Annotated in this window: 17 protein-coding genes and 2 pseudogenes; 11 read left to right on the top strand and 8 right to left on the bottom strand. The window is 67.0% G+C overall.

Going from position 1 to position 20,308, the window contains the following annotated elements:
- Nucleotides 1-16: 16 nt before the first annotated feature.
- Nucleotides 17-682 carry an ankyrin repeat domain-containing protein gene (locus tag INQ41_RS00310; RefSeq protein WP_193985239.1) on the top strand — a complete coding sequence of 222 codons (666 nt, stop codon included), beginning with the start codon at nt 17-19 and terminating at the stop codon, nt 680-682.
- A 92-nt stretch (nt 683-774) separates the two neighbouring features.
- Here INQ41_RS00310 and INQ41_RS00305 read toward each other — a convergent pair whose 3' ends face one another.
- The 6 genes and pseudogenes from INQ41_RS00305 to INQ41_RS00280 form a co-directional block, all read right to left on the bottom strand.
- A complete protein-coding gene (locus INQ41_RS00305) occupies nt 775-2,343 on the bottom strand; it encodes a BCCT family transporter (RefSeq protein WP_193985237.1) in 1,569 nt (522 codons plus the stop codon).
- A 31-nt stretch (nt 2,344-2,374) separates the two neighbouring features.
- Nucleotides 2,375-2,908 (bottom strand): riboflavin biosynthesis protein RibA, encoded by a 534-nt coding sequence (locus tag INQ41_RS00300; protein ID WP_193985235.1) that lies wholly within the window; start codon nt 2,906-2,908, stop codon nt 2,375-2,377.
- Nucleotides 2,909-3,073: 165 nt separating this feature from the next.
- A pseudogene (locus INQ41_RS00295) lies at nt 3,074-3,862 on the bottom strand (murein L,D-transpeptidase catalytic domain family protein); the annotation flags it as partial.
- Nucleotides 3,863-3,928: 66 nt separating this feature from the next.
- Nucleotides 3,929-5,023 carry a L,D-transpeptidase gene (locus INQ41_RS00290; protein WP_193985231.1) on the bottom strand — a complete coding sequence of 365 codons (1,095 nt, stop codon included), beginning with the start codon at nt 5,021-5,023 and terminating at the stop codon, nt 3,929-3,931.
- Nucleotides 5,020-5,631, bottom strand: coding sequence for a DUF938 domain-containing protein (locus INQ41_RS00285; protein WP_193985229.1), 612 nt, complete (start codon nt 5,629-5,631; stop codon nt 5,020-5,022). The genes INQ41_RS00290 and INQ41_RS00285 overlap by 4 nt, the downstream gene beginning before the upstream one ends.
- Before the next feature lie 98 nt (nt 5,632-5,729).
- The gene (locus INQ41_RS00280) at nt 5,730-6,965 is read right to left on the bottom strand and encodes an MFS transporter (protein WP_193985227.1); all 1,236 of its coding nucleotides are present in this window, start codon (nt 6,963-6,965) and stop codon (nt 5,730-5,732) included.
- A 146-nt stretch (nt 6,966-7,111) separates the two neighbouring features.
- On the opposite strand from INQ41_RS00280, the gene INQ41_RS00275 reads away from it, so the two are divergent.
- Together INQ41_RS00275 and INQ41_RS00270 are read left to right on the top strand one after the other, a co-directional pair.
- Nucleotides 7,112-7,738, top strand: a complete 627-nt coding sequence (locus tag INQ41_RS00275) for a hypothetical protein (protein WP_193985225.1) — start codon at nt 7,112-7,114, stop codon at nt 7,736-7,738.
- Nucleotides 7,739-7,950: 212 nt separating this feature from the next.
- Entirely contained in the window at nt 7,951-9,918 is a 1,968-nt protein-coding gene (locus INQ41_RS00270) for an N-acetylmuramoyl-L-alanine amidase (RefSeq protein ID WP_193985223.1), read from the top strand.
- Nucleotides 9,919-10,005: 87 nt separating this feature from the next.
- Here INQ41_RS00270 and INQ41_RS00265 read toward each other — a convergent pair.
- Nucleotides 10,006-10,443, bottom strand: a pseudogene (locus tag INQ41_RS00265) (AI-2E family transporter); the annotation flags it as partial.
- 342 nt (nt 10,444-10,785) lie between these two features.
- Here INQ41_RS00265 and INQ41_RS00260 point away from each other — a divergent pair.
- From INQ41_RS00260 to INQ41_RS00225, 8 genes are all read left to right on the top strand, one after another.
- The gene (locus tag INQ41_RS00260; protein ID WP_228076633.1) at nt 10,786-13,500 is read left to right on the top strand and encodes a type VI secretion system Vgr family protein; all 2,715 of its coding nucleotides are present in this window, start codon (nt 10,786-10,788) and stop codon (nt 13,498-13,500) included.
- Entirely contained in the window at nt 13,497-14,486 is a 990-nt protein-coding gene (locus tag INQ41_RS00255) for a hypothetical protein (protein ID WP_193985218.1), read from the top strand. The genes INQ41_RS00260 and INQ41_RS00255 overlap by 4 nt, the downstream gene beginning before the upstream one ends.
- Nucleotides 14,476-15,042, top strand: coding sequence for a hypothetical protein (locus INQ41_RS00250; RefSeq protein ID WP_193985216.1), 567 nt, complete (start codon nt 14,476-14,478; stop codon nt 15,040-15,042). Before INQ41_RS00255 ends, INQ41_RS00250 begins: the two co-directional genes overlap by 11 nt.
- 179 nt (nt 15,043-15,221) lie before the next feature.
- The gene (locus INQ41_RS00245) at nt 15,222-17,720 is read left to right on the top strand and encodes a DEAD/DEAH box helicase (RefSeq protein ID WP_193985214.1); all 2,499 of its coding nucleotides are present in this window, start codon (nt 15,222-15,224) and stop codon (nt 17,718-17,720) included.
- Nucleotides 17,717-18,652 (top strand): ribonuclease H-like domain-containing protein, encoded by a 936-nt coding sequence (locus INQ41_RS00240; protein WP_193985212.1) that lies wholly within the window; start codon nt 17,717-17,719, stop codon nt 18,650-18,652. The genes INQ41_RS00245 and INQ41_RS00240 overlap by 4 nt, the downstream gene beginning before the upstream one ends.
- Nucleotides 18,653-18,699: 47 nt before the next feature.
- Nucleotides 18,700-18,996, top strand: a complete 297-nt coding sequence (locus INQ41_RS00235; RefSeq protein WP_193985210.1) for an I78 family peptidase inhibitor — start codon at nt 18,700-18,702, stop codon at nt 18,994-18,996.
- Between the two features lie 71 nt (nt 18,997-19,067).
- A complete protein-coding gene (locus INQ41_RS00230) occupies nt 19,068-19,532 on the top strand; it encodes a ribonuclease domain-containing protein (protein WP_193985208.1) in 465 nt (154 codons plus the stop codon).
- On the top strand, nt 19,529-20,011 hold the full coding sequence (locus INQ41_RS00225) for a barstar family protein (RefSeq protein ID WP_193985206.1): 483 nt from the start codon (nt 19,529-19,531) through the stop codon (nt 20,009-20,011). The genes INQ41_RS00230 and INQ41_RS00225 overlap by 4 nt, the downstream gene beginning before the upstream one ends.
- Before the next feature lie 24 nt (nt 20,012-20,035).
- Here INQ41_RS00225 and INQ41_RS00220 read toward each other — a convergent pair whose 3' ends face one another.
- Nucleotides 20,036-20,269, bottom strand: coding sequence for a hypothetical protein (locus INQ41_RS00220; protein WP_193985204.1), 234 nt, complete (start codon nt 20,267-20,269; stop codon nt 20,036-20,038).
- Nucleotides 20,270-20,308: the final 39 nt, after the last annotated feature.

Here is a 20,308-nt window from a genome sequence, read left to right as displayed (position 1 = left end):
ATGTGATCCACAGTCCATGAGCAACGATGCCTTCGCCAGTTCCAGCCTCGAGCCGCTTGCCCAGGCGGTTGCCAGCGGTGACAGCGCCGAGATCAAGCGCCAGCTCGCCAGCGTCGACCCCAATACACCCGGGGTGGACGGGGCGACGTTGCTGGTAGCGGCAATCGGGGCGGAGAACCTCGCCGCGACCCAGGCGCTGCTCGACGGTGGCGCCGACCCCAACCAGCCCGGCGGCGGCGGCGAAACACCGGTCCATGCCGCCGCGTTCCTGGCCGATCCGGCGTTCCTCAAAGCCGTGCTTGCCCATGGGGGTGATCCGAACGTGCGCAATGCCGCCACCGGATCGACGCCGCTGTCCCGCGCCCTGCGCGGCCTGCAGCTGGACAATGTCCGCATCCTGCTGGAGGCGGGCGCCGATCCCGACCTGGGCGACCACAACGGCGACCGTCCCCTGCACGTTGCCGCCCGCACCAACGCCGGCGCGGCGATCCTGATGCTGCTGGAGGCGGGCGCGGACCCGACGGCGACCAACTCGGGCGGTGCGAGCTTCCAGGCGTATTACTTCTCCTACCCGCCGCGCAACGCGCTCAACGAGCGTGCAGTCGCCGAACGGCGGGAGGTCGTGGCCTGGCTGAAGGCCCACCAGGTGCCGCTGGAAGCCAACGTCTCTTCCGATTACTGAGCGGCCGGACCCGGCGGCGCCGGCTCCCGGGCAGGGGCTCCAGGCCAAGGGCTCCCGGCCAGTGGCTCACGGCTCACTCCCGGCTCACGCTGTCACAGGTCGCCCGCGCCAGGCTCGAGTTTCTCCGCACGCTCGCGCTCCTTTTGCAGCCACCGCACTTCGGCGTGGCGGACCTCGCGGTCGTGGCGCTCGCGCAGCCGCTTCTCCTCGCCCAGGGTGCGGTTCAACGAGACCATGATCGCCACCAGCAGCACGGCGAACGGCAGCGCGGCGACGATGATCACCGACTGCAGCGCTTCCAGCCCGCCTGCCGCCAGCAGCGCGACAGCAATGAGCGACTGCAGGACGCCCCAGACCACCTTCTTTGCCAGCGGCGGATCGCCGGCGGACTCGCTGGACATGCTGGCCAGCACCAACGTTGCGGAGTCGGCCGAGGTGACGAAGAAGCTCAGCAGCAACACGATCGCCACCCACGAGATCACCGAGGACAGCGGCAGCAGGTCGGCCATCGCGAACAGCACGTGCTCGATCCCCAGGCTGAGCGCGGCCAGCTGGTCGGCGCCCTGGAACATCTGCTGGTAGAGCACGGTCGCGCCGAATGCGGCGAACCAGACGAAGCTCACCAGCGCCGGCCCGCAGACCACGCCGAACACGAACTCGCGCACCGTGCGGCCGTAGGAGATCTTCGCAAAGAACGCCCCCACGAACGGCGCCCAGGCGATCCACCAGGCCCAGTAGAAGATGGTCCAGTCACCGACCCAGGCGCGCTGGGAAAACGGCGTCATGTGCAGGCTCATCGCCGGCAGCTGGTTGAGGTAGGCGCCCAAGGTGGTGGTGAGCGATTCAAAAATGAACGCGGTCGGCCCGAGCACGATGACCAGGGCCAGCAACAGCGCCGCCACCGCCATGTTGAAGTTGGAAAGCCACTTGATGCCGCGCGACAGGCCGGTCGCGCTGGATGCCATGTACAAGACGAACGCCACTGCGATGATCACCGCCTGGGTGGCGAAACCGGCCGGCACGGTGGTCACGTGGCTGAGGCCGGCGCTGATCTGCATGGCGCCGAAGCCCAGCGTGGTCGCCACGCCGATCGCGGTGGCCACCACCGCCAGCACGTCGATGGCCTTGCCGACCGCCCCGTGGGAGTGGCGCTCGCCGATCAGGGGTTCCAGCAGGTCACTGATCAGGCCCCGCGACTTGCGGTTGAACTGGAACCACGCCATCGCCAGGCCCATCAGGGCGTAGATCGCCCACGGATGCAGGCCCCAGTGGAAGAAGACGTAGCGCAGCGACGCGCGCGCGGCTTCGAGACTCTGCGGCTCGATGCCTTCGGGCGGCCGCTGGAAGTGCGACAGCGGCTCGGCGGCACCGAAGAAGACCAGCCCGATGCCCATGCCGGCGGAGAACAGCATGGCGAACCACGAGCTTCGGCTGAATTCAGGCTCCGCGTCGTCCCCGCCGATGCGCAACGCTCCCATCGGGCTGACCGCCAGGTACAGCAGGAAGATCAGCGCCACGAACACGATCACCAGGTACATCCAGCCCGCGCCGGACAGGGTAAGCGCCTGGGCCCGGGCGCTGACCTCGCCGAACGCCTCAGGCATGAACACCCCGGCCAGCGACAGCAGGGCCAGCAGCACGACCGATATCCGGAACACCATCAGAACGACTCCCGAAGAGACCGGGACTGTCTCACAGGCTGCCGGCGACGTCGCTGGATTCGCCCCGCAGCGCTTCGGCCAGGCGGGTGCGCTGCTCGCGGTCGACCGGATTGGCGACGATCACAAAGCGGCCGTTGTCCAGTGCCTCGCGCACCTTGAGCACCACGTGGTCCTGGTCCGGCCGCAGGGTGATCAGGCCGCCGGCAAACAGGCCGAACACCGCACCGAAGAACACCAGCACCCCGGCGACGGCCAGCGGTGAACTCGTCACCGCGGCGATCTGCATGCCGCGCAGGATCAGGAAGATCACCAGCCCGGCGACGACGCCCAGGATGGCGAAGGTGATGTGCGCCTTGATCGCGGTCTGGCGGATGCCGCGGCTCTCAGGCTCCATCTTGCGGCCCGGATGCGGGTCCTCGGGCGAGATCACCTGGAGTTGCGCGGCGCCCAGATTGAACTGCTGGCGCAACCGGGCGGCCACGACATCGGCGCGCTCGCGCGTGTCGAAGACGGCCGCCAGCTTGCTCAGGGAGCTTTCACCAAATACGGGGCCATCGGTCTTCATCGCGCCACTCCATGAACTTCAATGCGTCCATGGTGGCCACAGGCCGGTCGAAGGGCGGTGAACCCGGCCCTAGAGCGTGGCGCCCGACTCTCGCGCCGGGCGATCCGCGCTGGCCAATGCGTCGCCGGTTGCCGCCTGCCCGCGCGCATCGGCGAGGATCTGGCCGGCCGTGCGGCCGCCACAGCCAAAGAAGCGCGAACCCGTCAGCCACGGATCATCGGGGTAGTAGGCGAACACCAGCTGCTCGTTCTTGATGGTGTCGATGATCTCGCGCGCGACCTGCGGCCGCAGCGCCGGGCAACCGTAGCTGCGCCCCAGCCGGCCCTGGCGCTGTGCCTGGTCCGGGTTCACGTACGGGGCGCCATGGATCACGATCAGGCGGTCGCGGGCATTGTCGTTCACGCCCGGCTCCAGGCCGTCCATGCGCAGGGAGTAGCCGTTGCCGCCGACGTAGGTCTCCGCGGTGCGGAACAGGCCGAGGCTGGTCTGGTGGCTGCCGTCCACGTTGCTGAAGCGGTTGGACAGGTTTTCGCCGCTGCCCTGCCCGTGGGCCACGTGTTCGGCGTAAAGCAGGCCGGGCTGCTGGAGGTCGAACACCCACATGCGCTTGCGCGTGGACGGCAGCGAGTAGTCGATCACCGCCAGGCGGGTGCCGCCGGCCGCCCCGCTGTTGAGTGCGCAGGCGCGCGCTTCCAGGGCGAGCGCCAACACGCCCGGATCGATCTCCGGTGCGGCCGCACGCAGGCTGGTGAGCAGGATTGATGCCGCAGACGACTCTTCTGCCGCCTCCGGTTCAGCAATCCACCGGTCAAGCGCCGACTCGGCCAGGGGGCTCTGGACGGAGGGCGGTGTGTAGGCCGCCGCTGGACCCGCGACGACGGGGCGCGAGCCGGCCGAGCACACGGCGATGGCAGCGGCGCAGGTCAGAAGCAGGGAGGCGGGCAGGCGTGGCATGGCTGGCAGGATACGGGCCGGGAGCCGGTCGCGCCTGAACAGCGGGTGATGACCCTGCCGGCGAATTCAGTCTCCGTCGGGCGGCGGGGCGGCCGGATCCTCGTCGGCACGCAGCACGGTCAGGTCGGCGGGCGCGGTGCCGCGGATCGACTCGCTGGTGACCACGACGGTGGACCCGGGCTGCAGCACCGGCTGGACGGCGTCGGCAAACCCCGGAGGAAGCTGCACCCCGCCATGGCCGAGGGCCGCCTCGATCGCGGCGGCGTCGGCCGAATCACCGCCGCCGATGCTCGCCACCTGCAACCAGCGCAACGCCGGACGCGTAGCGGCCGCGACGTCGGTATCGCTGCCCTCGCCTTCCAGCAGCACGTACACGTGGGTGCCCGGCAGCTGCGCACTGCGCGTGGTCACGCTGGCGCGACCGATTTCCACGCCGTTGCGCATCGTCACCAGCTGCTGGTCGGCCAGGCTCAATACCAGGGTCAGTGCCCCGTGGGGCGCGCGCTCGGGATTCCAGCTGTACTCGCCCGGCCCGATGTCACCGAACTCGACCCGATGCCCGCGCGCATCGGCGCCGCTGACCGGATCCACCGGCGCGAACCAGCCCGGGTAGGACACGGACGGCGAGTGCGAGGATTCATTGGCCACCACCACCGTCATGCCGTTGGCCGTGACGCCGTAGAGCTTTTGCGAGAACTCGAACGGCATGCGCACGCAGCCGTGGGAGGCCGGGTAGCCGGGCAGGTTGCCGGCGTGCAGCGCGATCCCGTCCCAGGTCAGTCGCTGCATGTAGGGCATGGGCGCGTTGTTGTAGAGGTTGGAATAGTGCTCCTTGCGCTTTTGCAGGATCGAGAACACCCCGGTGGGCGTCTCGTGGCCGGCCTTGCCGGTGCTCACGGTGGACACGCCGATGCGCACGCCATTGCGGTACACGTGCAGCAACTGCTCGGGCAGGCTGATGACCAGCACCACCGGTCCGGCGGGCGCCATTTCCGGCATCCACAGGTACTCGCCCGCCTCCAGCCGCACGGTCGAGGTCGGCAGGGGCGTGGCGGCACCAGCGTCTGTGGGGATCGGCTCCTGCGCCAGGACACCACCGCTGACGGCGCAACCGAGCGCGAGCGCGGCCATCCGTCCTCGCATCCGCAGCGAGCGCGTCATTGTCCGCGCTCCCACACGATGCAGCGATTGTTGGCCGGCATCGCCACATCCTCCACCAGGCGCATGCCGATCGCGTCGGCCAGCGCGTCGACCGCCTCGAAATCGCGGATGCCTGATGCCGGGTCGCGCGCCTTCAGCCAGCCATCGAACTCGCGGTTGCTGTCGCTGGTGAAAGTCCCGGCGTAATTGAACGGTCCGTACACCACCAGCGTTGCGGCCGGCGCCAGCACCCGATCGAGCCCGGTAAAGAACGCCAGGACCTGCTCCCAGCCCATGATGTGCAGGGTGTTGGCGCTGAAGGCCGCGTCAAACGCGCGCGCATCGCCGGCCACGTCCCAGACCGCGTCATCCACATCCAGCGCGCGCGGTGGCGGCGTGTTGGCCAGCGCCGCCTCCGCCAGCCACTGGCGGATGCCGGGCAGGTGCTCGGGACGGTCGGTGCACTGCCAGCTCAGCCCGGGCAGCGCGGCCGCGAAATGGACCGCGTGCTGGCCGGTGCCGCTGCCGATCTCCAGGACGCGCTGCCGGTGCGCAAACGCCGAACGCAGCACCGCCAGGATGGCGTCACGATTGCGCTCGGAGGCGGGCGAGAAGGGCTTGTCGGACATGGCTGCGATCGGCTACCGGTGGGAATCCGCCCATGATGGACGATCCCGGCGCGTCGCATCGCCCGGGGCCGGACCGCAAGGATCCACTGACGCGGCGGTCACTGCGGCGTCCGCTCCGCCAGCATCACCTCGCCGCTGCGGTGGTCGCCCCGGCGCGCATAGAGGTAGATCAGCAGGCCCGCCACGGCCGTCGCCGCGCCGACGTAGCCGGTGGACGTCCAGCCGAGCCCGGCGGTGATCGCCAGTCCGCCCAGCCACGGCCCCAGCGCGTTGGCGGCGTTGAAGGCGGCGTGGTTGGACGCCGCGGCCAGGGTCTGCGCCTCGCCGGCCACGTCCATCAGGCGGGTCTGCAGCGCAGGACCCAGCGCGCCCATGGTCCCGATCGCCAGCACCGCAGGCAGGATGGTCCACAACGAATGCGCGGCGAGCGGGAAGACCGCGAGCACGAGTGCGGACCAGATCAGGATGACCGCCGTGGCGCGGAACTGCATGCGGTCCACCAGCCAGCCGCCGGCCAGATTGCCGACCACCGACCCGGCGCCGAACACGGCCAGCGCGATCGGAATCCAGCCCTCGCCGAGCCCGGTGACGTGGGTCAGGGTGGCCGTGAGGTAGCTGAAGACGCAGAACATGCCGGCGAACCCGATCGCGCCGATCAGCAGGGTCAGCCATACCTGCGAGGTGTTGAACGCGCGCAGTTCGCGCAGCGGCGACTGTTCCGGATCGGCCGGCACCGACGCCAGGTGGCGGCCGATCATCAGCGCGGTAACCACGGCCACCGCCGCGACCATGGCAAAGGTGTAGCGCCAGCTGAACGCCTGGCCCATCCACGTGGCCAGCGGATTGCCCACCAGGATCGCGATCGACAGACCCAACATGACCTGGCTGACCGCGGTGCCGCGGCGCTCGGGGCCTGCCAGGTCGGCCGCCACCAGCATGGCGACGCCGAAATAGGCGCCGTGCGGCAGTCCGGCAATGAAGCGGAACGCCAGCATCGTGGCGTAACTGGGCGCCAGCGCGGTCGCCAGATTGCCCAGTGCATAGAACGCCATCAGGGCCAGCAGCAGGGTGCGCCGCGGCAGGCGCGCGCCGAGGATGGCCAGCACCGGCGCGCCCACCACGACGCCCAGCGCGTAGGCACTGATCATGTGGCCCACCTGCGGTTCGTTGACGGCGAAGGCCTGCACCAGGTTGGGCATCAGCCCCATCATCGCGAACTCGCTGGTACCGATCGCAAAGCCGCCCAGGGCCAGCGCAAACAGGATCACCGCGTAGCGACTCTGGCCTTGCGGTCGATCGGGAGGCGGGGGTATCGAAGAAGCCACGCGGTGCATCCAGCCGAAAACAACCGTCTATTGTGCGCCGCAGCAGCGCGGACCGCCTTGACGGCAGCCAAACAGCGCTGCGGCACGCGCGTTTGCGGGGCACGGGGCGCGGGAAGCGCCACCCGCTCCTGCGACGGCTGGTGCATGATCTGGACATGGACCTGCACCGGCCTGCCCACACGCTCGTGCTGCCGATCGATTGCAGGGTGTGGCCGACCCCGGAGCACCCGATCGAGATCGATGGCACCGTCTACGCGCCCAAACAGGAACTGCACATCACCCTGATCGGTTCGCGACTCGGGCACGAGCTCCACGCCGCGTTGGCAACGGAGTTCCTGGCAAAGCGGATTGCCCGCGCGGTGGCCGCGCAGGATTGGAAGTTTCAACGTACGGGACGGTTCATCGTCCTGGGCATCCGGCCGCCGCCGGTGACCATGGGCGGCCACGACCGGGCTCATCCAGATCCAGATCCCGAATCCGACCCCGCTCCCGATTCCGACCCCGATCCCGCTCCGGCTGCGGGCCCGGTTCCCGTCGTGGCTCCGCGCCAATCGATCATCGAGCTGATCCAGTTGCCGGCGATGCGTCCGTTCCATCAGGCGCTCGGCCGCCTGCTGGGTCGACAGTTGCCGCTGCCGCCACCTCACGTGACGCTGTACATCGCCCACGGGCGGCGCGGAATCGGCGTGGCCAGTGCGTCGCAGTTGCGCACTCGACGCATCGGCGAGCTGCCTGCCGGAGTCCTGCCGGGCGCCGAACAGCACTCGATGGCACGGGCCTGAAACGCGCTCCCATACGTTTCGTCCGCGCGAAGTATGGGTGCGATGCGGCAAAGTTCCGGGGTCGAATCGAGGGTTTGCCCTAGCGTTTCAGCGGATTTCCCGCTCCTGAACGCGACGCACTGCCCGAATCGGAAAATCGCTGAACGCAGGCTTAGCGACCCGCGCGATAACGCCGTGGCAGGGGACGCACACCATACGGAGCTCAGGGAATCATGAGGGGATATTCACGAATTCTGCTTTCGGTCGCGATCAGCGGCCTGCTTGCCTCGACCGCGTTCGCCGGCGAGTCGGCCACGCTGCCCGAGGAAGCTGCGCTGGTCGAACAGTTGAACGCCGAGGAAGCCGCGCTCCGACCGCAGCGCCAGGCCTTTCAGCGTTACTTCAAGGAAGCCTATGCACGGTATCCGGCGGTGCCGGTGGGCACCCTGGAGTCGATCGCCTACGTGCAGAGCCGCTGGCTGAACATCCAGCCCGACGCCAATCAATCCCAGACCGAAGCGCACCACCACATGCCCGCCGCCTACGGCGTGATGGGCCTGTACGCGGGCCAGGGCTTCGCCGACCAGGTGACCGCTGGCGCGCAGCTGCTCGGCGTCTCGCCGGCCCTGGTCCGCACCGACGCGCGCACCAACGTACTGGCGGCCGCCGCGCTGCTGGATGCGGAGATCCGCAAGGATCATCCCGGAGCTGACTCGCGCTCGCCGCTCAAGCGCGGCGGCAATACGCCATCGCCCGAAGCGATCCGCCCTGCCCTGATGCGCTACGCCGGCTTCTCGGCATCGCCGGTGGAAGCCGCGCGTGCCAGCGCCGTCGGCGAGTTCGCGCGCACCAGCTTTGCCTACGACGTGCTGTTGGCGCAGGACCGCGGCGTCAACGATCGCGGCATCGTGGTGCCGGAGCGTGCGATCGAGTGGGAGCGCGCATTCGACATGGACCAGCTGATCGCGCAGCGCGCGCCGATGGTGCGGCTGGACGTGGCCAATGACCGCATCGAGACCGCCGACTTCGAGATCGACCCGATCAGCGAGACGCTGCGGGCCAAGTCGGCTGACGGCCGGCCCACCGTCAAGAGCACGTCTGGCGCGGGCCCGGATGCCGGCATCCAGAGCACCGACTACGGCCCGGCCATCTGGAACGCCGCGCACTCGTCCAACTACAACGCGTCGCGTTCCGCGGCGGTCAGTGCGGTCGCGATCCACACCGCGCAGGGCAGTTATGCCGGCACCATTTCCTGGTTCAAGAACGCCAGTTCGAACGTCAGTGCGCACTACGTGATCCGCAGCTCCGACGGCCAGGTCACCCAGATGGTCCGCAACGCCCACACCGCCTGGCACCTGCGCAACCAGAACAGCTTCGCCCTGGGCATCGAGCACGAGGGCTACGTCAACAACAGCTCCTGGTACACCAACGCGATGTACAACGCCTCCGCCGGCGTGGTCCGCAGCTTCTGCGCCAAATACAGCAGCATCCCCTGCAGCAGTGCCTACAAGGGCGCCCCCAGCAGCGGCATCAACGTGTTGCCCACCAGCGTCAAGATCAAGGGCCACCAGCACTACAGCGGCCAGACCCACACCGATCCGGGCATCAACTGGAACTGGAGCAAGTACTACGGCCTGTTGAATCCGGGCAGTGGTGGCGGCACCGGCGCGGTCAAGTACCTGGACCGCTTCGAAAGCAGTGTCGGCCACTTCAACACCAGCCCTGCCTACTCCGGCAGCACCACCGGCATCTCCAGCGCCTCCACGGCGACACGTGACTGCAGCACGCGCAAGAACGGCTCCTGCTCGCTGCGTGTCCTGCTCAAGGACAACAAGTCGAGCTCGGCCAACTGGGCGGTACGCCTGCTTTCAGGCAGCGGCAATCCCGGCAGCAACACCAAAATGACCCGCGCCAATGGCACCGTCGGCTTCTGGGTCTGGTCCGGCGGCACCGGCACCAGCGTCGGCGTAGGCATCGATGACAGCGACGGCACCGAGCGCTCGACCAGCAAGTCGGTTCCGGCCAACCAGTGGACCTACGTGTCGTGGTCGCTGCCCACCTCGTCGAACTGGAACGCCTGGGTCGGCGGCAACGGTGCGATCAGCGCCAGCACGGTCACGATGGACGCGATCTGGCTTTACCACGCCAATACCGCTTACGACGTCAACGTCTACATCGATGACGTGCAGATAAAGAACTAGAGCGTCGCAGCAAGGGCGAACGCCCGCCGGCCTCTCTCCCGGCGGGCGTTTTCCTTCACCAAAGTGCGCGCGACCGGCATCCGCCGCTTATTCCTCGCCGGGAATCCGGGTTTCGGTCTCCAGGGTCTCGCGCACGTACAGGCGCTTGACCAGCACGAAGATCACCACCGTCAAGGGCGCGGCCAGCACCACCCCGGCCAGGCCAAACAGCGCACCGATCGCGAACAGCGAGATCAGCAGCAAGGCCGGCGGCAGGTCCACCGCGCGCTGCTGGATCAACGGCTGCAGCACGTGGCTCTCGACTTGCTGGATGACGATGAACAGCGCGAGCGCCCCCAGGCCGACCTGCGGGCTGACCGTGAAACCCAGCAGGACCGCAGGAATCGCCGCGAGCACCGGCCCGGCAATCGGGACGAAATCCAACAACGCCGTGATGATGCCCAGCCCGAATGCGACCGGCACGCCAAGCAGCCACAACCCCAGCCCGGTCAGCACGCCGACCACCACCATCGCCAGTACCTGCCCGTGCGTGCAGCATCACCGCCACCACCACGGCGCCAAACACAACCATGACCAGCTCCGAGAGTTGCCAGAGCAGGACCGCCACCCCGGTGAGTGCCAGCGCGATCACCACGCGTGCGACGTAGGCGCGGATGTCTGAAGTCCCCTGCATGCGAAAACCCGGAGCGTTGGATGGGTGTGCAAACCCTAGTCGACCCGGCCGGGTTTGACTGTGAGGGCCGGCCGTCCCATCCCGGGCGCGCTGGTGTAATCTGGCCGTTGATCCGAAGGACTCCGAAGCGCAGCTGTGCCCGCCCGCAGGATCAGCGGGGCGCCTCACCTCAGGAAGTAAACAAAGGTATGGATATGGATATCCAGGCTGTCTCCCGTGCACTGGCCCGGGTCTCGCAGGACCAGCGACTGATCGAGCTTTCCACCGCGCTGCCCGACGCGCTGGTGGTCGAGCGCTTCGAAGGCCGCGAGGCGGTCTGCGACGATTTCCGTTTCACCGTGGACTGCCTGTCCACCGACGCCTTTCTGGACGCCGGAGCGCTGCTCGGCCAGACGATGTCACTGCGCCTGCGCCTGGCCAATGGCCGTCTGCGCCACTGGCACGGCCACTGCACCCACGTGGCGGTCCTGGGCAGCGACGGCGGACTGGCCCGCTACCGCCTGGTGATGGAACCGTGGACCGCGTTCTTGAAGCTGCGCCGCAATGCGCTGATGTTCCAGGATTTGGACGCGCTGGGAGTTATGGAGCGGGTGCTGGACGATTATCCGCAGGCGGCGCTGCGAGTCGATGTCACCCGGTCGCTGCCGGTCTACCCCATCACTACCCAGTACCGCGAGAGCGACCACGAATTCGTGTTCCGTCTGCTGGCCGATGCCGGGCTGGCGTGGCGCTTTGAGCACTCGCAGAACAACGATGGCGGCGCCACCCTGGTGGTCTTTGATCGCGACGCGAGCGTGCCCGAAGCCACTGAGCCGACCCTGCGCTTCCACCGCAGCGACGCGACTGAAGCGACCGATGCCATCCAGCGTTTCAGCGAGCAGCGCCATGGCACGGCGAGCATCCTGGCCGTCGCCAGCTGGCAGCCCGAGCAGGTCGAAGCGGTCGCGGCCATCGCTACGGCTGCACCGGCCGGCCCGAACGCTCCGGCACTGGAGTCGTTCTCCGCGCCACGCGGCGGACGCTTTGCCACCCGCAGCGACGCCGACCAGCACGCGGCCCTGCAACTGGACGCGCTGCGCCTGCCGCAGCGCCTGCATGCCGGCGCCGGCAGCGCCCGCAGCATGGCGTCGGGCTTCGCCTTCACCCTGACCCAGCACCCTGACCTGTCCGGGCAGGCGTTCCTGCCGCTGGTGATCGAGCACCGCGCCGCCAACAACCTGGACAGTGGCGTCGTCGAACTGCTGGGCCACGCCGGCGATATCGAGCGCGGCAACTACCGCAACCGGTTTCTCGCCGTTACCTCGGGGACCCCGGTGGTGCCGGTCGCCCGCTACAAACCGTCGGCTCCGGGGCTGCAGACCGCGATGGTGGTCGGCCTTCCCGAATCGGCCGTTACCTCCACCCGAGACCATCAGGTGCGGATCCAGTTCCCGTGGCAACGCGGCACCGCGCCCAACACCGGCGGCCTGACCGACACAGCTTCCCACGCCAATCCCGACGGTCACGCCCCCGGCGATCACACCAGCGGCACCTGGGTGCGCGTGGCCGAGTGGATGGCCGGACCCAACTGGGGCAGCCACGCCCTGCCCCGCGTCGGCAGCGAGGTTCTGGTCGAGTTCCTGCACAGCGACATCGACCAGCCCGTCATCACCGGCCAGCTCTACAACGGGAACGTCGCCCCGCCGTTCGCGCTGGCCGATGCCAGCAACCACCCCGGCACCCTCAGCGGCCTGCACACCCAGAGCCTGGACGGCGGCGGCACCCAGCAATGGGTGATGGATGACGCTCCCGGCCAGCTGCGCCAGCGCCTGCACACCAGCTTGGCCGACAGCCGACTGGAACTGGGATACCTGATCGACCACGACAACGCCCGCCGCAGCGGGGTGCGTGGATCGGGCTTCGATCTGGCGACGCTGGGCTGGGCCAACGTGCGCGCCGGCCAGGGCATGCTGCTGTCGACCACCGCGCGCCAGGAAGGCGCCTCGACCCAGATGGACGTGACCGAAGCCGTCGCCCAGCTCAAGGGTGCGCAGCGCACCGCGCAGGCGCTGGATGACGCGGTCGGCATAGCGCAGGTCGCGCCGCTGCGCGCCAACGAACGCCAGACCGACCTCCTCGCCGCGGTCGATCCCGAGCAGGACGGCCATTACAGCGGCGCCGTAAACGGCCAAGCCGCGACCAAGCCCGCAGGTGGTCAGCGTGACGGCGGCGATCCTGTCGAGCGGCTGGCCACGCCGCTGCTGTTCGTGGAAGGCCCGGATGCGATCGCCCTTGCAACACCCAAAAGTGCACTGGCGTATGCCGGCGGCAACCTGCACCTGACCACCCAGCAGGACGCCCACATCGCCGCAGGCCAGACCTTTGCGGGGGTGGCCGGCGGCCAACTGGCCCTGTTCGCCCAGCGCGGCCCGATCAAGTCGATCGCCGCTGACGGCCCGATCAGCCTGCAGGCCAACACGGGGAAACTGGAGGTACTGGCGGACCAGTCGGTCACCATCAACGCCAGTGATGAGCGCATCGACGTGCTCGCCAAGGAGAAGATTATCCTGCAGGCCGGTCAGAGCCGGATAACCCTGGAGGGTGGCGATATCACGTTCGCGTGCCCAGGGGAGTTTCGCGTTAAGGCGGGGCAGGTGCCGTTTGCCGGTGGGGCGAAGGCGAAAAACACTATTCCGCCACTCCCGATTAGCTTGGCCCAGATGTTCAGCGAGCAGTTCCGCGTCGTCAACGACGACGAAAATACCCCGCTAGTCGGAGCTCATTATCGGATCGCCGGACAGGACGGGCAATATTGGGAAGGCGTAACGGACAGCGACGGCCTTACCGAGAGAGTATACACGCGAAGCGTCACAGGATTGACGCTAAGCATTATTGCGCCATCGAAAGATAAGGACATCACCATCCGATGAATAAAATCAGGACACTGGCAACGCGGACCGCGCCGCAATCAGCCGCTACAAACTCACAGCCCAACTCGCTCGTGAAGGTGATAGTCACGACAGATAAAGGGAAGTGGGTTTCGCCGACCGCTCAGAAGGTCTATTTTATCAGTGAAGACGCTGTATTCCCAACGATACAATTTGAGATCGAGACAGATGCGGCGGGACCTTATAAATGGTCATGGCAACTCATCTGGGAAGCCAGACAGCGTACCCGTGAAACAGGTGCGAGAAAAGAAAAAACAATTCGAACGCTTTCAGAAAGTGGAAAGCATGCTTCAGAGGATAAAAAATGGATCGCCAACCTCGGAGAAAAGGTGGTGGGTGGAAAGCTGACAGTAAAGGTTGACGCCGGCTCTCAGAGCTTCGAGCGGTCAGTCCACATAAGAGGAAAAAACCCTGGAGCGGAAAGGGTCCTGAGCTATTTGAAGGAAATATCCGATGTGGCTGGCTTTGATAAAATAATCGACAAGGAAAGCTCCTTCAAAAACTTCATTGAGGCAGATGGTGAGCCGCTACTTTCATTTGACGGAGGATATGGCCTTACGCAGATGACCAATCCCGCTCCAGACTTCGAACAAATGTGGAACTGGAAGGAAAACATCAAAGGCGGCTGCTCCTTGTATCAAGAAAAACAAAGAGCTGCCAAGAGCTTCTTGGGAAAGAACTCGCGATCCTATACGAGCAAACAGTTAGAGTTGGAAACCTGGTCGCGTTGGAACGGGGGTGGGTATCATCGGTGGGACGAAGCGATGGGAAAATGGGAGCGTAACGAAGATATCCTCTGTGACTCAAAAACGGGAAATATAGGCTGGGATATTACGCATACGGAGAACGAAGGTAAAACAGCAGCAGAGCTGCGCACTCGGGATGCAAACCCCAAGAGAGACAAGGCAGCGGCTAACAAGTGGAAATATACCGGCATATGCTATGCAGATCACCTCGATGAAGACTAGGATCCTGTCGATTGCATTACTCTGTGCAGGATGCGTCCAACATCCTCAACTCCCGAACTACAGATTTCGCCTGCCAGCCGGGACGGAAATTAACATCGCCTATAACAAGAGCCCTTCGCTGCACGAGCATTCACGGGTAAACGAAGATATCCTTTACGCCGACAAGGAACTTATTAGTTATCTGGCAGAAGCCGAAGAGGCATTCTCACTGACTGACGAGTTCCGCACGCGTGACGGATTGCACGCATTTTCAGCAATCGTTCGGATGAGTTCTGCCGCCGACAATCCAGAAGGGCGATGTGGTGCTGGGTATGAAGATCATATACTGCTGATCGGGATCAACGGCAAAACCGCGACTCTTGTGGACCACATACTTTTGCAGAGCTGTCTGAGCGACATCTCCTTGGTTTCGGACGGTGGCGACCACCCTAAGAACGCTGTTAATCTCCTGCCGGCTCCGTATATCGCGGAATTTAAATCTACAGCGCCTCCGGATTTCCACATAGTCCCGCATAAGGTAAAGATTTCTGACAGCAACCGCATAGTCATAGAATAGTAGCGGCATTGCGCCGGCCGATGTCAGGGTGGTCCTGCAGGAAGCGGGATCCTCCTATGTGCTGGAGGGCCAAGCGCTGGTGAGAGTCGGAAGTGGCGACCTTTCGGTGGTGGGTCAACCGTCTCACCCACTGAGACCACCCCATGCTCCCATGGCGCCCTTTCATCACGATGGCCGCCATGTCCTACGCTCTTGCTCCCCGCACCGCCGCCAGCGAACAGGCGCTGTCGACCACCGACGGTCGCCCGTCCCGCGATGGCGCATTGCTGGGCCAGCGGTTGGAGCGGCGCTACGCGGACCGCATCACCGGCAGCTTCACCATTCCGGGTCGCGAGGGCTCGTATGCGCCGATCCCGGAGGACGTGCCGGCGGCGCTGAAGTCCGCACTCAAGGACCGCGGCATCGAGCAGCTGTACTCGCACCAGGCCGAGGCGTGGGACGCCACGCAGCGCGGCGAGCACGTCGCCATCGTCACCCCGACCGCGTCGGGCAAGTCGCTTTGCTACACCTTGCCGGTAGTAAGCGCGGCGATGACGGGCAAGGCCAAGGCGCTATTCCTGTTCCCGACCAAGGCCTTGGCGCAGGACCAGGTGGCCGAGCTGCTGGAGCTCAACCGCGCTGGCGACCTTGGGGTCAAGGCATTCACCTTCGACGGCGATACCCCCGGCGACGCCCGCCAGGCGATCCGCCTGCACGGCGATATCGTGGTCAGCAACCCGGACATGCTGCACCAGGCGATCCTGCCGCATCACACCAAGTGGGCGCAGTTCTTCGAGAACCTGCGCTACGTCGTCATCGACGAGGTGCACACCTACCGCGGCGTGTTCGGCAGTCACGTCACCAACGTGCTGCGCCGGCTCAAGCGGATCTGCGCGTTCTATGGCGTCAGCCCGCAATTCATCCTCTGCTCGGCGACCATCGGCAACCCGCAGGCGCACTGTGAGGCATTGATTGAAGCACCGGTCACGGCCATCACCGAGTCAGGTGCACCCAGTGGCGACAAGCACGTGCTGCTGTGGAATCCGCCGGTGGTGAACGCCGATCTGGGCCTGCGCGCCTCGGCGCGTTCGCAGAGCAACCGCATCGCCCGCATCGCGATCAAGAGCGGGCTGAAGACGCTGGTGTTCGCGCAGAGCCGGCTGATGGTCGAGGTGCTGACCAAGTACCTCAAGGACATCTTCGACCACGACCCGCGCAAGCCGCCACGCATCCGCGCGTATCGCGGCGGCTACCTGCCGACCGAGCGCCGCGCGGCCGAGCGCGACATGCGCGCAGGCAACATCGACGGCATCATCTCGACCTCCGCGCTGGAGTTGGGCGTGGACATCGGCGCGCTCGACGTGGTGGTGCTCAACGGCTATCCCGGCTCGGTGGCAGCGACCTGGCAGCGCTTCGGCCGCGCCGGCCGTCGCCAGCAGCCGGCCCTGGGCGTGCTGGTCGCCAGCTCGCAGCCGCTGGACCAGTACGTGGTGCGGCATCCGGACTTCTTCGCCGATGCGTCGCCGGAACACGCGCGGGTCGCGCCGGACCAGCCGCTGATCCTGTTCGACCACATCCGCTGCGCGGCCTTCGAACTGCCATTCGTGGTCGGCGAGGGCTTCGGCCCGATCGATCCGGACGTGTTCCTGGAGGCGCTGGCCGAGACCGACGTGGTGCACAGGGAAGGCGATCGCTGGGAGTGGATCGCCGACAGCTATCCGGCCGGATCGGTCTCGTTGCGGGCGGTCGCCGATGGCAACTTCGTGGTCGTCGACAAGACCGGCGGCAAGCAGCAGATCATCGCCGAGGTCGACTATTCGGCCGCCGCGCTGACCCTGTACGAGGGCGCGATCCACATGGTCCAGTCCACGCCCTTCCAGGTCGAGCGGCTGGACTGGGAAGGCCGCAAGGCCTACGTGGTGCGCACCTTCGTGGACTACTACACCGACTCCATTGACTACACCAAGCTCAAGGTGCTGGAGCGTTTCGAGGGCGAGGCGGCCGGCCGCGGCGAGGCCAGCCACGGCGAGGTGCACGTGGTGCGCCGCGTGTCGGGCTACAAGAAGATCCGCTACTACACCCACGAGAACATCGGCTACGGCCCGGTCAACCTGCCCGACCAGGAACTGCACACCACCGCGGCCTGGTGGCAGTTGCCGCAGGCGACGCTGCTGGCGTGGTTTTCGTCGCGGCAGGACGCGCTGGACGGCTTCCTGGGCGCAGGTTACGCGCTCCACGTCGTGGCCACGGTGGCGGTGATGGCCGACGCGCGCGACCTGCAAAAGGCGATCGGCAACGGCGATGGCGCGTGGTTTGCCACCGCCGACAGCAAGGGCCGCGGCACGCTGCGCGGGATCGAGGACAGCAGCATTCTGGATGACGAGGACACCAACCACCGCCTGACCCACGCCAACGAGGAGATGATCGAGGTGCGCCAGTTCGTGCCGACCATCTATCTGTACGACAACTTCCCCGGCGGCGTGGGTCTCAGCGAGCCGCTGTGGAACCGCCAAGCTGAGTTGGTCCGGCGCGCGTCCGAACTGGTCGGGCGTTGCGACTGCAGGTCCGGCTGCCCGGCCTGTGTCGGTCCCATCCTGGCGGCGGACGAGGGCGGCGACGAGGCCACGCCCAAGTCGCTGGCGGTGCGCGTGCTGGAGTTGCTGCAGGCAAAAGAATCACTGGAGGCGACCGAGGCGTGAGCATCAATCCGGACAAGTTGCGCGCGTTGCGGAGGCAGGCCGGTGGTCAGGTCCGAGGGACGCCAGCTCCGCCGGCCGTCACGGCGGCAGCTCCCCGAGCGGTAGACGCAGCCGCTGCCGGCCCTGCGCCGCCGCGCCACACCTCGATCGAATCGCTGCGCCGCCTGCTGGGCGTTCGCGAGCGCAAGCCGGCCTACATGAACTACCCCGCCGGCCCGATCGACCGCGCGCTGCCAGGGGAGGAAATAGCGCCCGGCCTGCGCCTGATCCAGTCGCACGTCGCCTTTCCCGCGCCGACCACCACGCTGGCGCTGGACTTTGCCAAGCGCCACGGCGAAGCGGTCGATCCGCGCCACCTGCTGTTCTTCGATACCGAGACCACGGGACTGGCCGGCGGCACCGGCACCCGCGCGTTCCAGATCGGCGCGGCCGACTGGCATCACGATCCGGTCCACGGCGACGGCCTGCGCATCCGCCAGTTGCTGATAACGACCCTGGCCGCCGAGCCTTTGATGCTGCAGACCTTCACCGACTGGCTCGGCCCGGACACGGTCCTGTCGAGCTACAACGGCCGCTGCTACGACGCGCCGCTGCTGAAGACGCGCTACCGGCTGGCACGCATGGGCGATCCGATCACCGGCCTGGACCACGTCGACCTGCTGTTCCCGACCCGTCGCCGCTATCGCGGCGTGTGGGAGAACTGCCGGCTGGCGACAATCGAGCGCGAGCTGCTGGGCATCGTTCGCGAGGACGACCTGCCCGGCTCCGAAGCCCCGGCCGCGTGGCTGTCCTATCTGCGCGGCGGCCCGTCCTCGCTGCTGCGCCGGGTGTGCGCCCACAACCACCAGGACGTGGTGACGCTGGCGCAACTGATCCTGCGACTGGTGGACGCGGAGGCGGAGGCGGCCGGCGAGGTGTTTACCGCATCCTAACGACGCGGCGGGCACGATCTGTGGAATGCCGCCGACTGGAGAACCCGATGATCCGTACCGCGCTGTCCGCCGCCACGCTGGTCCTTGTTGCCGCCGCCTGCACCACCATGCCGCCTCCGCCGATGGCACAACAAACCGGAGAGTCGTGCACCACCGATACGATCGGCTGGGTGATCGGGCAGGCCGCCACGCCGGAAGTCGTTGAACGCGCCCGGTTCGAGAGCTACAGCCGCGATGTCCGCGTGATCGAGCCCGGCATGGCGGTGACGCTGGACTATCGCGGCGACCGGCTGAACCTGCACGTCAACAGCGCGGGTGCGATCCACCAGGCCGCCTGCGGCTGAGTGCGCTCCGTCCTGGCCCGGTACGGGTCAGGCGGTAGACTCGGCGGGTCAATTCACCAAGGAAGCGCCTGATGGACCGCACTCGCCTGTGGCTGGTGGTCGCCGTGATCGTCGCCGGCCTGTGGTCGTGGACCCAGTACCGGCAGGCGCCGGTCGTGCCGCCTGTCGCGACCGGCCAATCGCCTGCGCCTTCCAGCGAGGCTGCTGACAGCGTCAATGCGCCGGCATCCGTTTCTCCATCGAGTGGCCTGCAGACCCGCTTTCCCGCATTCCTGCCCGGCGAGGCCCAGCCGGTGCTGGAGGCGATTGCCCGCGGCGGGCCGTACGCGTACCCCCAGGACGACGGCGTGTTCCAGAACCGCGAAGGGCGGCTGCCACAGCGAGCACGCGGCCATTACCGCGAGTACACGGTCCCGACGCCGGGCGCTTCCGACCGCGGCGCGCGACGCATCGTCACCGGCGGCGATCCGCCGACGGAATACTTCTACACCGACGACCACTACGGCAGCTTCCGCCGGTTCGAGGTGACGCCGTGATCCCGACCGACTTCCGCACGCTGCTGCTGGAGCCCGACCAAGCCCGCGCGTTCTTCATCGACGCACGCGACCGCGGCGCAATGGCGGATGCCGCCGCCTCGCTGGATTTCGCGATCGCGCGGGTCGACCTGGCGGGCTGCACGGAGAAGGCCGACGCGCTTGAGCGGATCGCCAAGGGCCTGTCCTTCCCCGGCTGGTTCGGCGGCAACTGGGACGCCCTGGCCGATTGCCTCGGCGACCTGTCGTGGCTACTGGCACCGGGTTACCTGCTGCTGATCGAGAACAGCAGTGCCTGGCATGAGGCGCAGCCGGACGAGTTCGACACCCTGCTGGCGATCCTCAACGAGGCTGCTCTGGAATGGCGCGAGCGCAACGTGGCGTTCTGGGCGCTGCTGCCCCTGCCGGCCGAGGCAATGGCGGCGCTGGAGGATGCCATCCCGCCGCCGTCCAGTGCCCAGGACAGCTATAACGGCCCCTGATCCACAGCCTTTCGCCGAGCTGCCCTAGACCCGGTCTTCCAAGCCGATGACGCCCGATTTGCGTGCGCAGTGCGCGCAACAGAACATCTTGCCGTCGTGTTCGCTGCCGTGGCCGATGATCTTGCACTGGCAATGGTCGCAACTGGGTGCGAGGGCGTGGATCGCGCACTCGAAGGAGTCGAACGTGCCGCCGCCGTCGACGGTTTTCACGCTGAAGCTCTTGTCGTAGTTGTTGCCGCAGACGTCGCAGGTGGCCATGGTGTTTCTCCTCGCGGGAACGTCGAGTCTGGCGACGGT

Source organism: Lysobacter ciconiae (assembly GCF_015209725.1).
Classification (GTDB): Bacteria; Pseudomonadota; Gammaproteobacteria; order Xanthomonadales; family Xanthomonadaceae; genus Novilysobacter; species Novilysobacter ciconiae.
This window is presented reverse-complemented; position numbering and strand designations above follow the sequence as displayed.

Bases quoted from the DNA above. Each gene is read 5' to 3' on its own strand.
- INQ41_RS00275 (WP_193985225.1), top strand. From the start codon at position 7,112: ATGGACCTGCACCGGCCTGCCCACACGCTCGTGCTGCCGATCGATTGC.
- INQ41_RS00305 (WP_193985237.1), bottom strand. From the start codon at position 2,343: ATGGTGTTCCGGATATCGGTCGTGCTGCTGGCCCTGCTGTCGCTGGCC.
- INQ41_RS00255 (WP_193985218.1), top strand. From the start codon at position 13,497: ATGAATAAAATCAGGACACTGGCAACGCGGACCGCGCCGCAATCAGCC.
- INQ41_RS00220 (WP_193985204.1), bottom strand. From the start codon at position 20,269: ATGGCCACCTGCGACGTCTGCGGCAACAACTACGACAAGAGCTTCAGC.
- INQ41_RS00250 (WP_193985216.1), top strand. From the start codon at position 14,476: ATGAAGACTAGGATCCTGTCGATTGCATTACTCTGTGCAGGATGCGTC.
- INQ41_RS00230 (WP_193985208.1), top strand. From the start codon at position 19,068: ATGGACCGCACTCGCCTGTGGCTGGTGGTCGCCGTGATCGTCGCCGGC.
- INQ41_RS00245 (WP_193985214.1), top strand. From the start codon at position 15,222: ATGTCCTACGCTCTTGCTCCCCGCACCGCCGCCAGCGAACAGGCGCTG.
- INQ41_RS00270 (WP_193985223.1), top strand. From the start codon at position 7,951: ATGAGGGGATATTCACGAATTCTGCTTTCGGTCGCGATCAGCGGCCTG.
- INQ41_RS00260 (WP_228076633.1), top strand. From the start codon at position 10,786: ATGGATATCCAGGCTGTCTCCCGTGCACTGGCCCGGGTCTCGCAGGAC.
- INQ41_RS00235 (WP_193985210.1), top strand. From the start codon at position 18,700: ATGATCCGTACCGCGCTGTCCGCCGCCACGCTGGTCCTTGTTGCCGCC.
- INQ41_RS00285 (WP_193985229.1), bottom strand. From the start codon at position 5,631: ATGTCCGACAAGCCCTTCTCGCCCGCCTCCGAGCGCAATCGTGACGCC.
- INQ41_RS00300 (WP_193985235.1), bottom strand. From the start codon at position 2,908: ATGAAGACCGATGGCCCCGTATTTGGTGAAAGCTCCCTGAGCAAGCTG.
- INQ41_RS00290 (WP_193985231.1), bottom strand. From the start codon at position 5,023: ATGACGCGCTCGCTGCGGATGCGAGGACGGATGGCCGCGCTCGCGCTC.
- INQ41_RS00310 (WP_193985239.1), top strand. From the start codon at position 17: ATGAGCAACGATGCCTTCGCCAGTTCCAGCCTCGAGCCGCTTGCCCAG.
- INQ41_RS00280 (WP_193985227.1), bottom strand. From the start codon at position 6,965: ATGCACCGCGTGGCTTCTTCGATACCCCCGCCTCCCGATCGACCGCAA.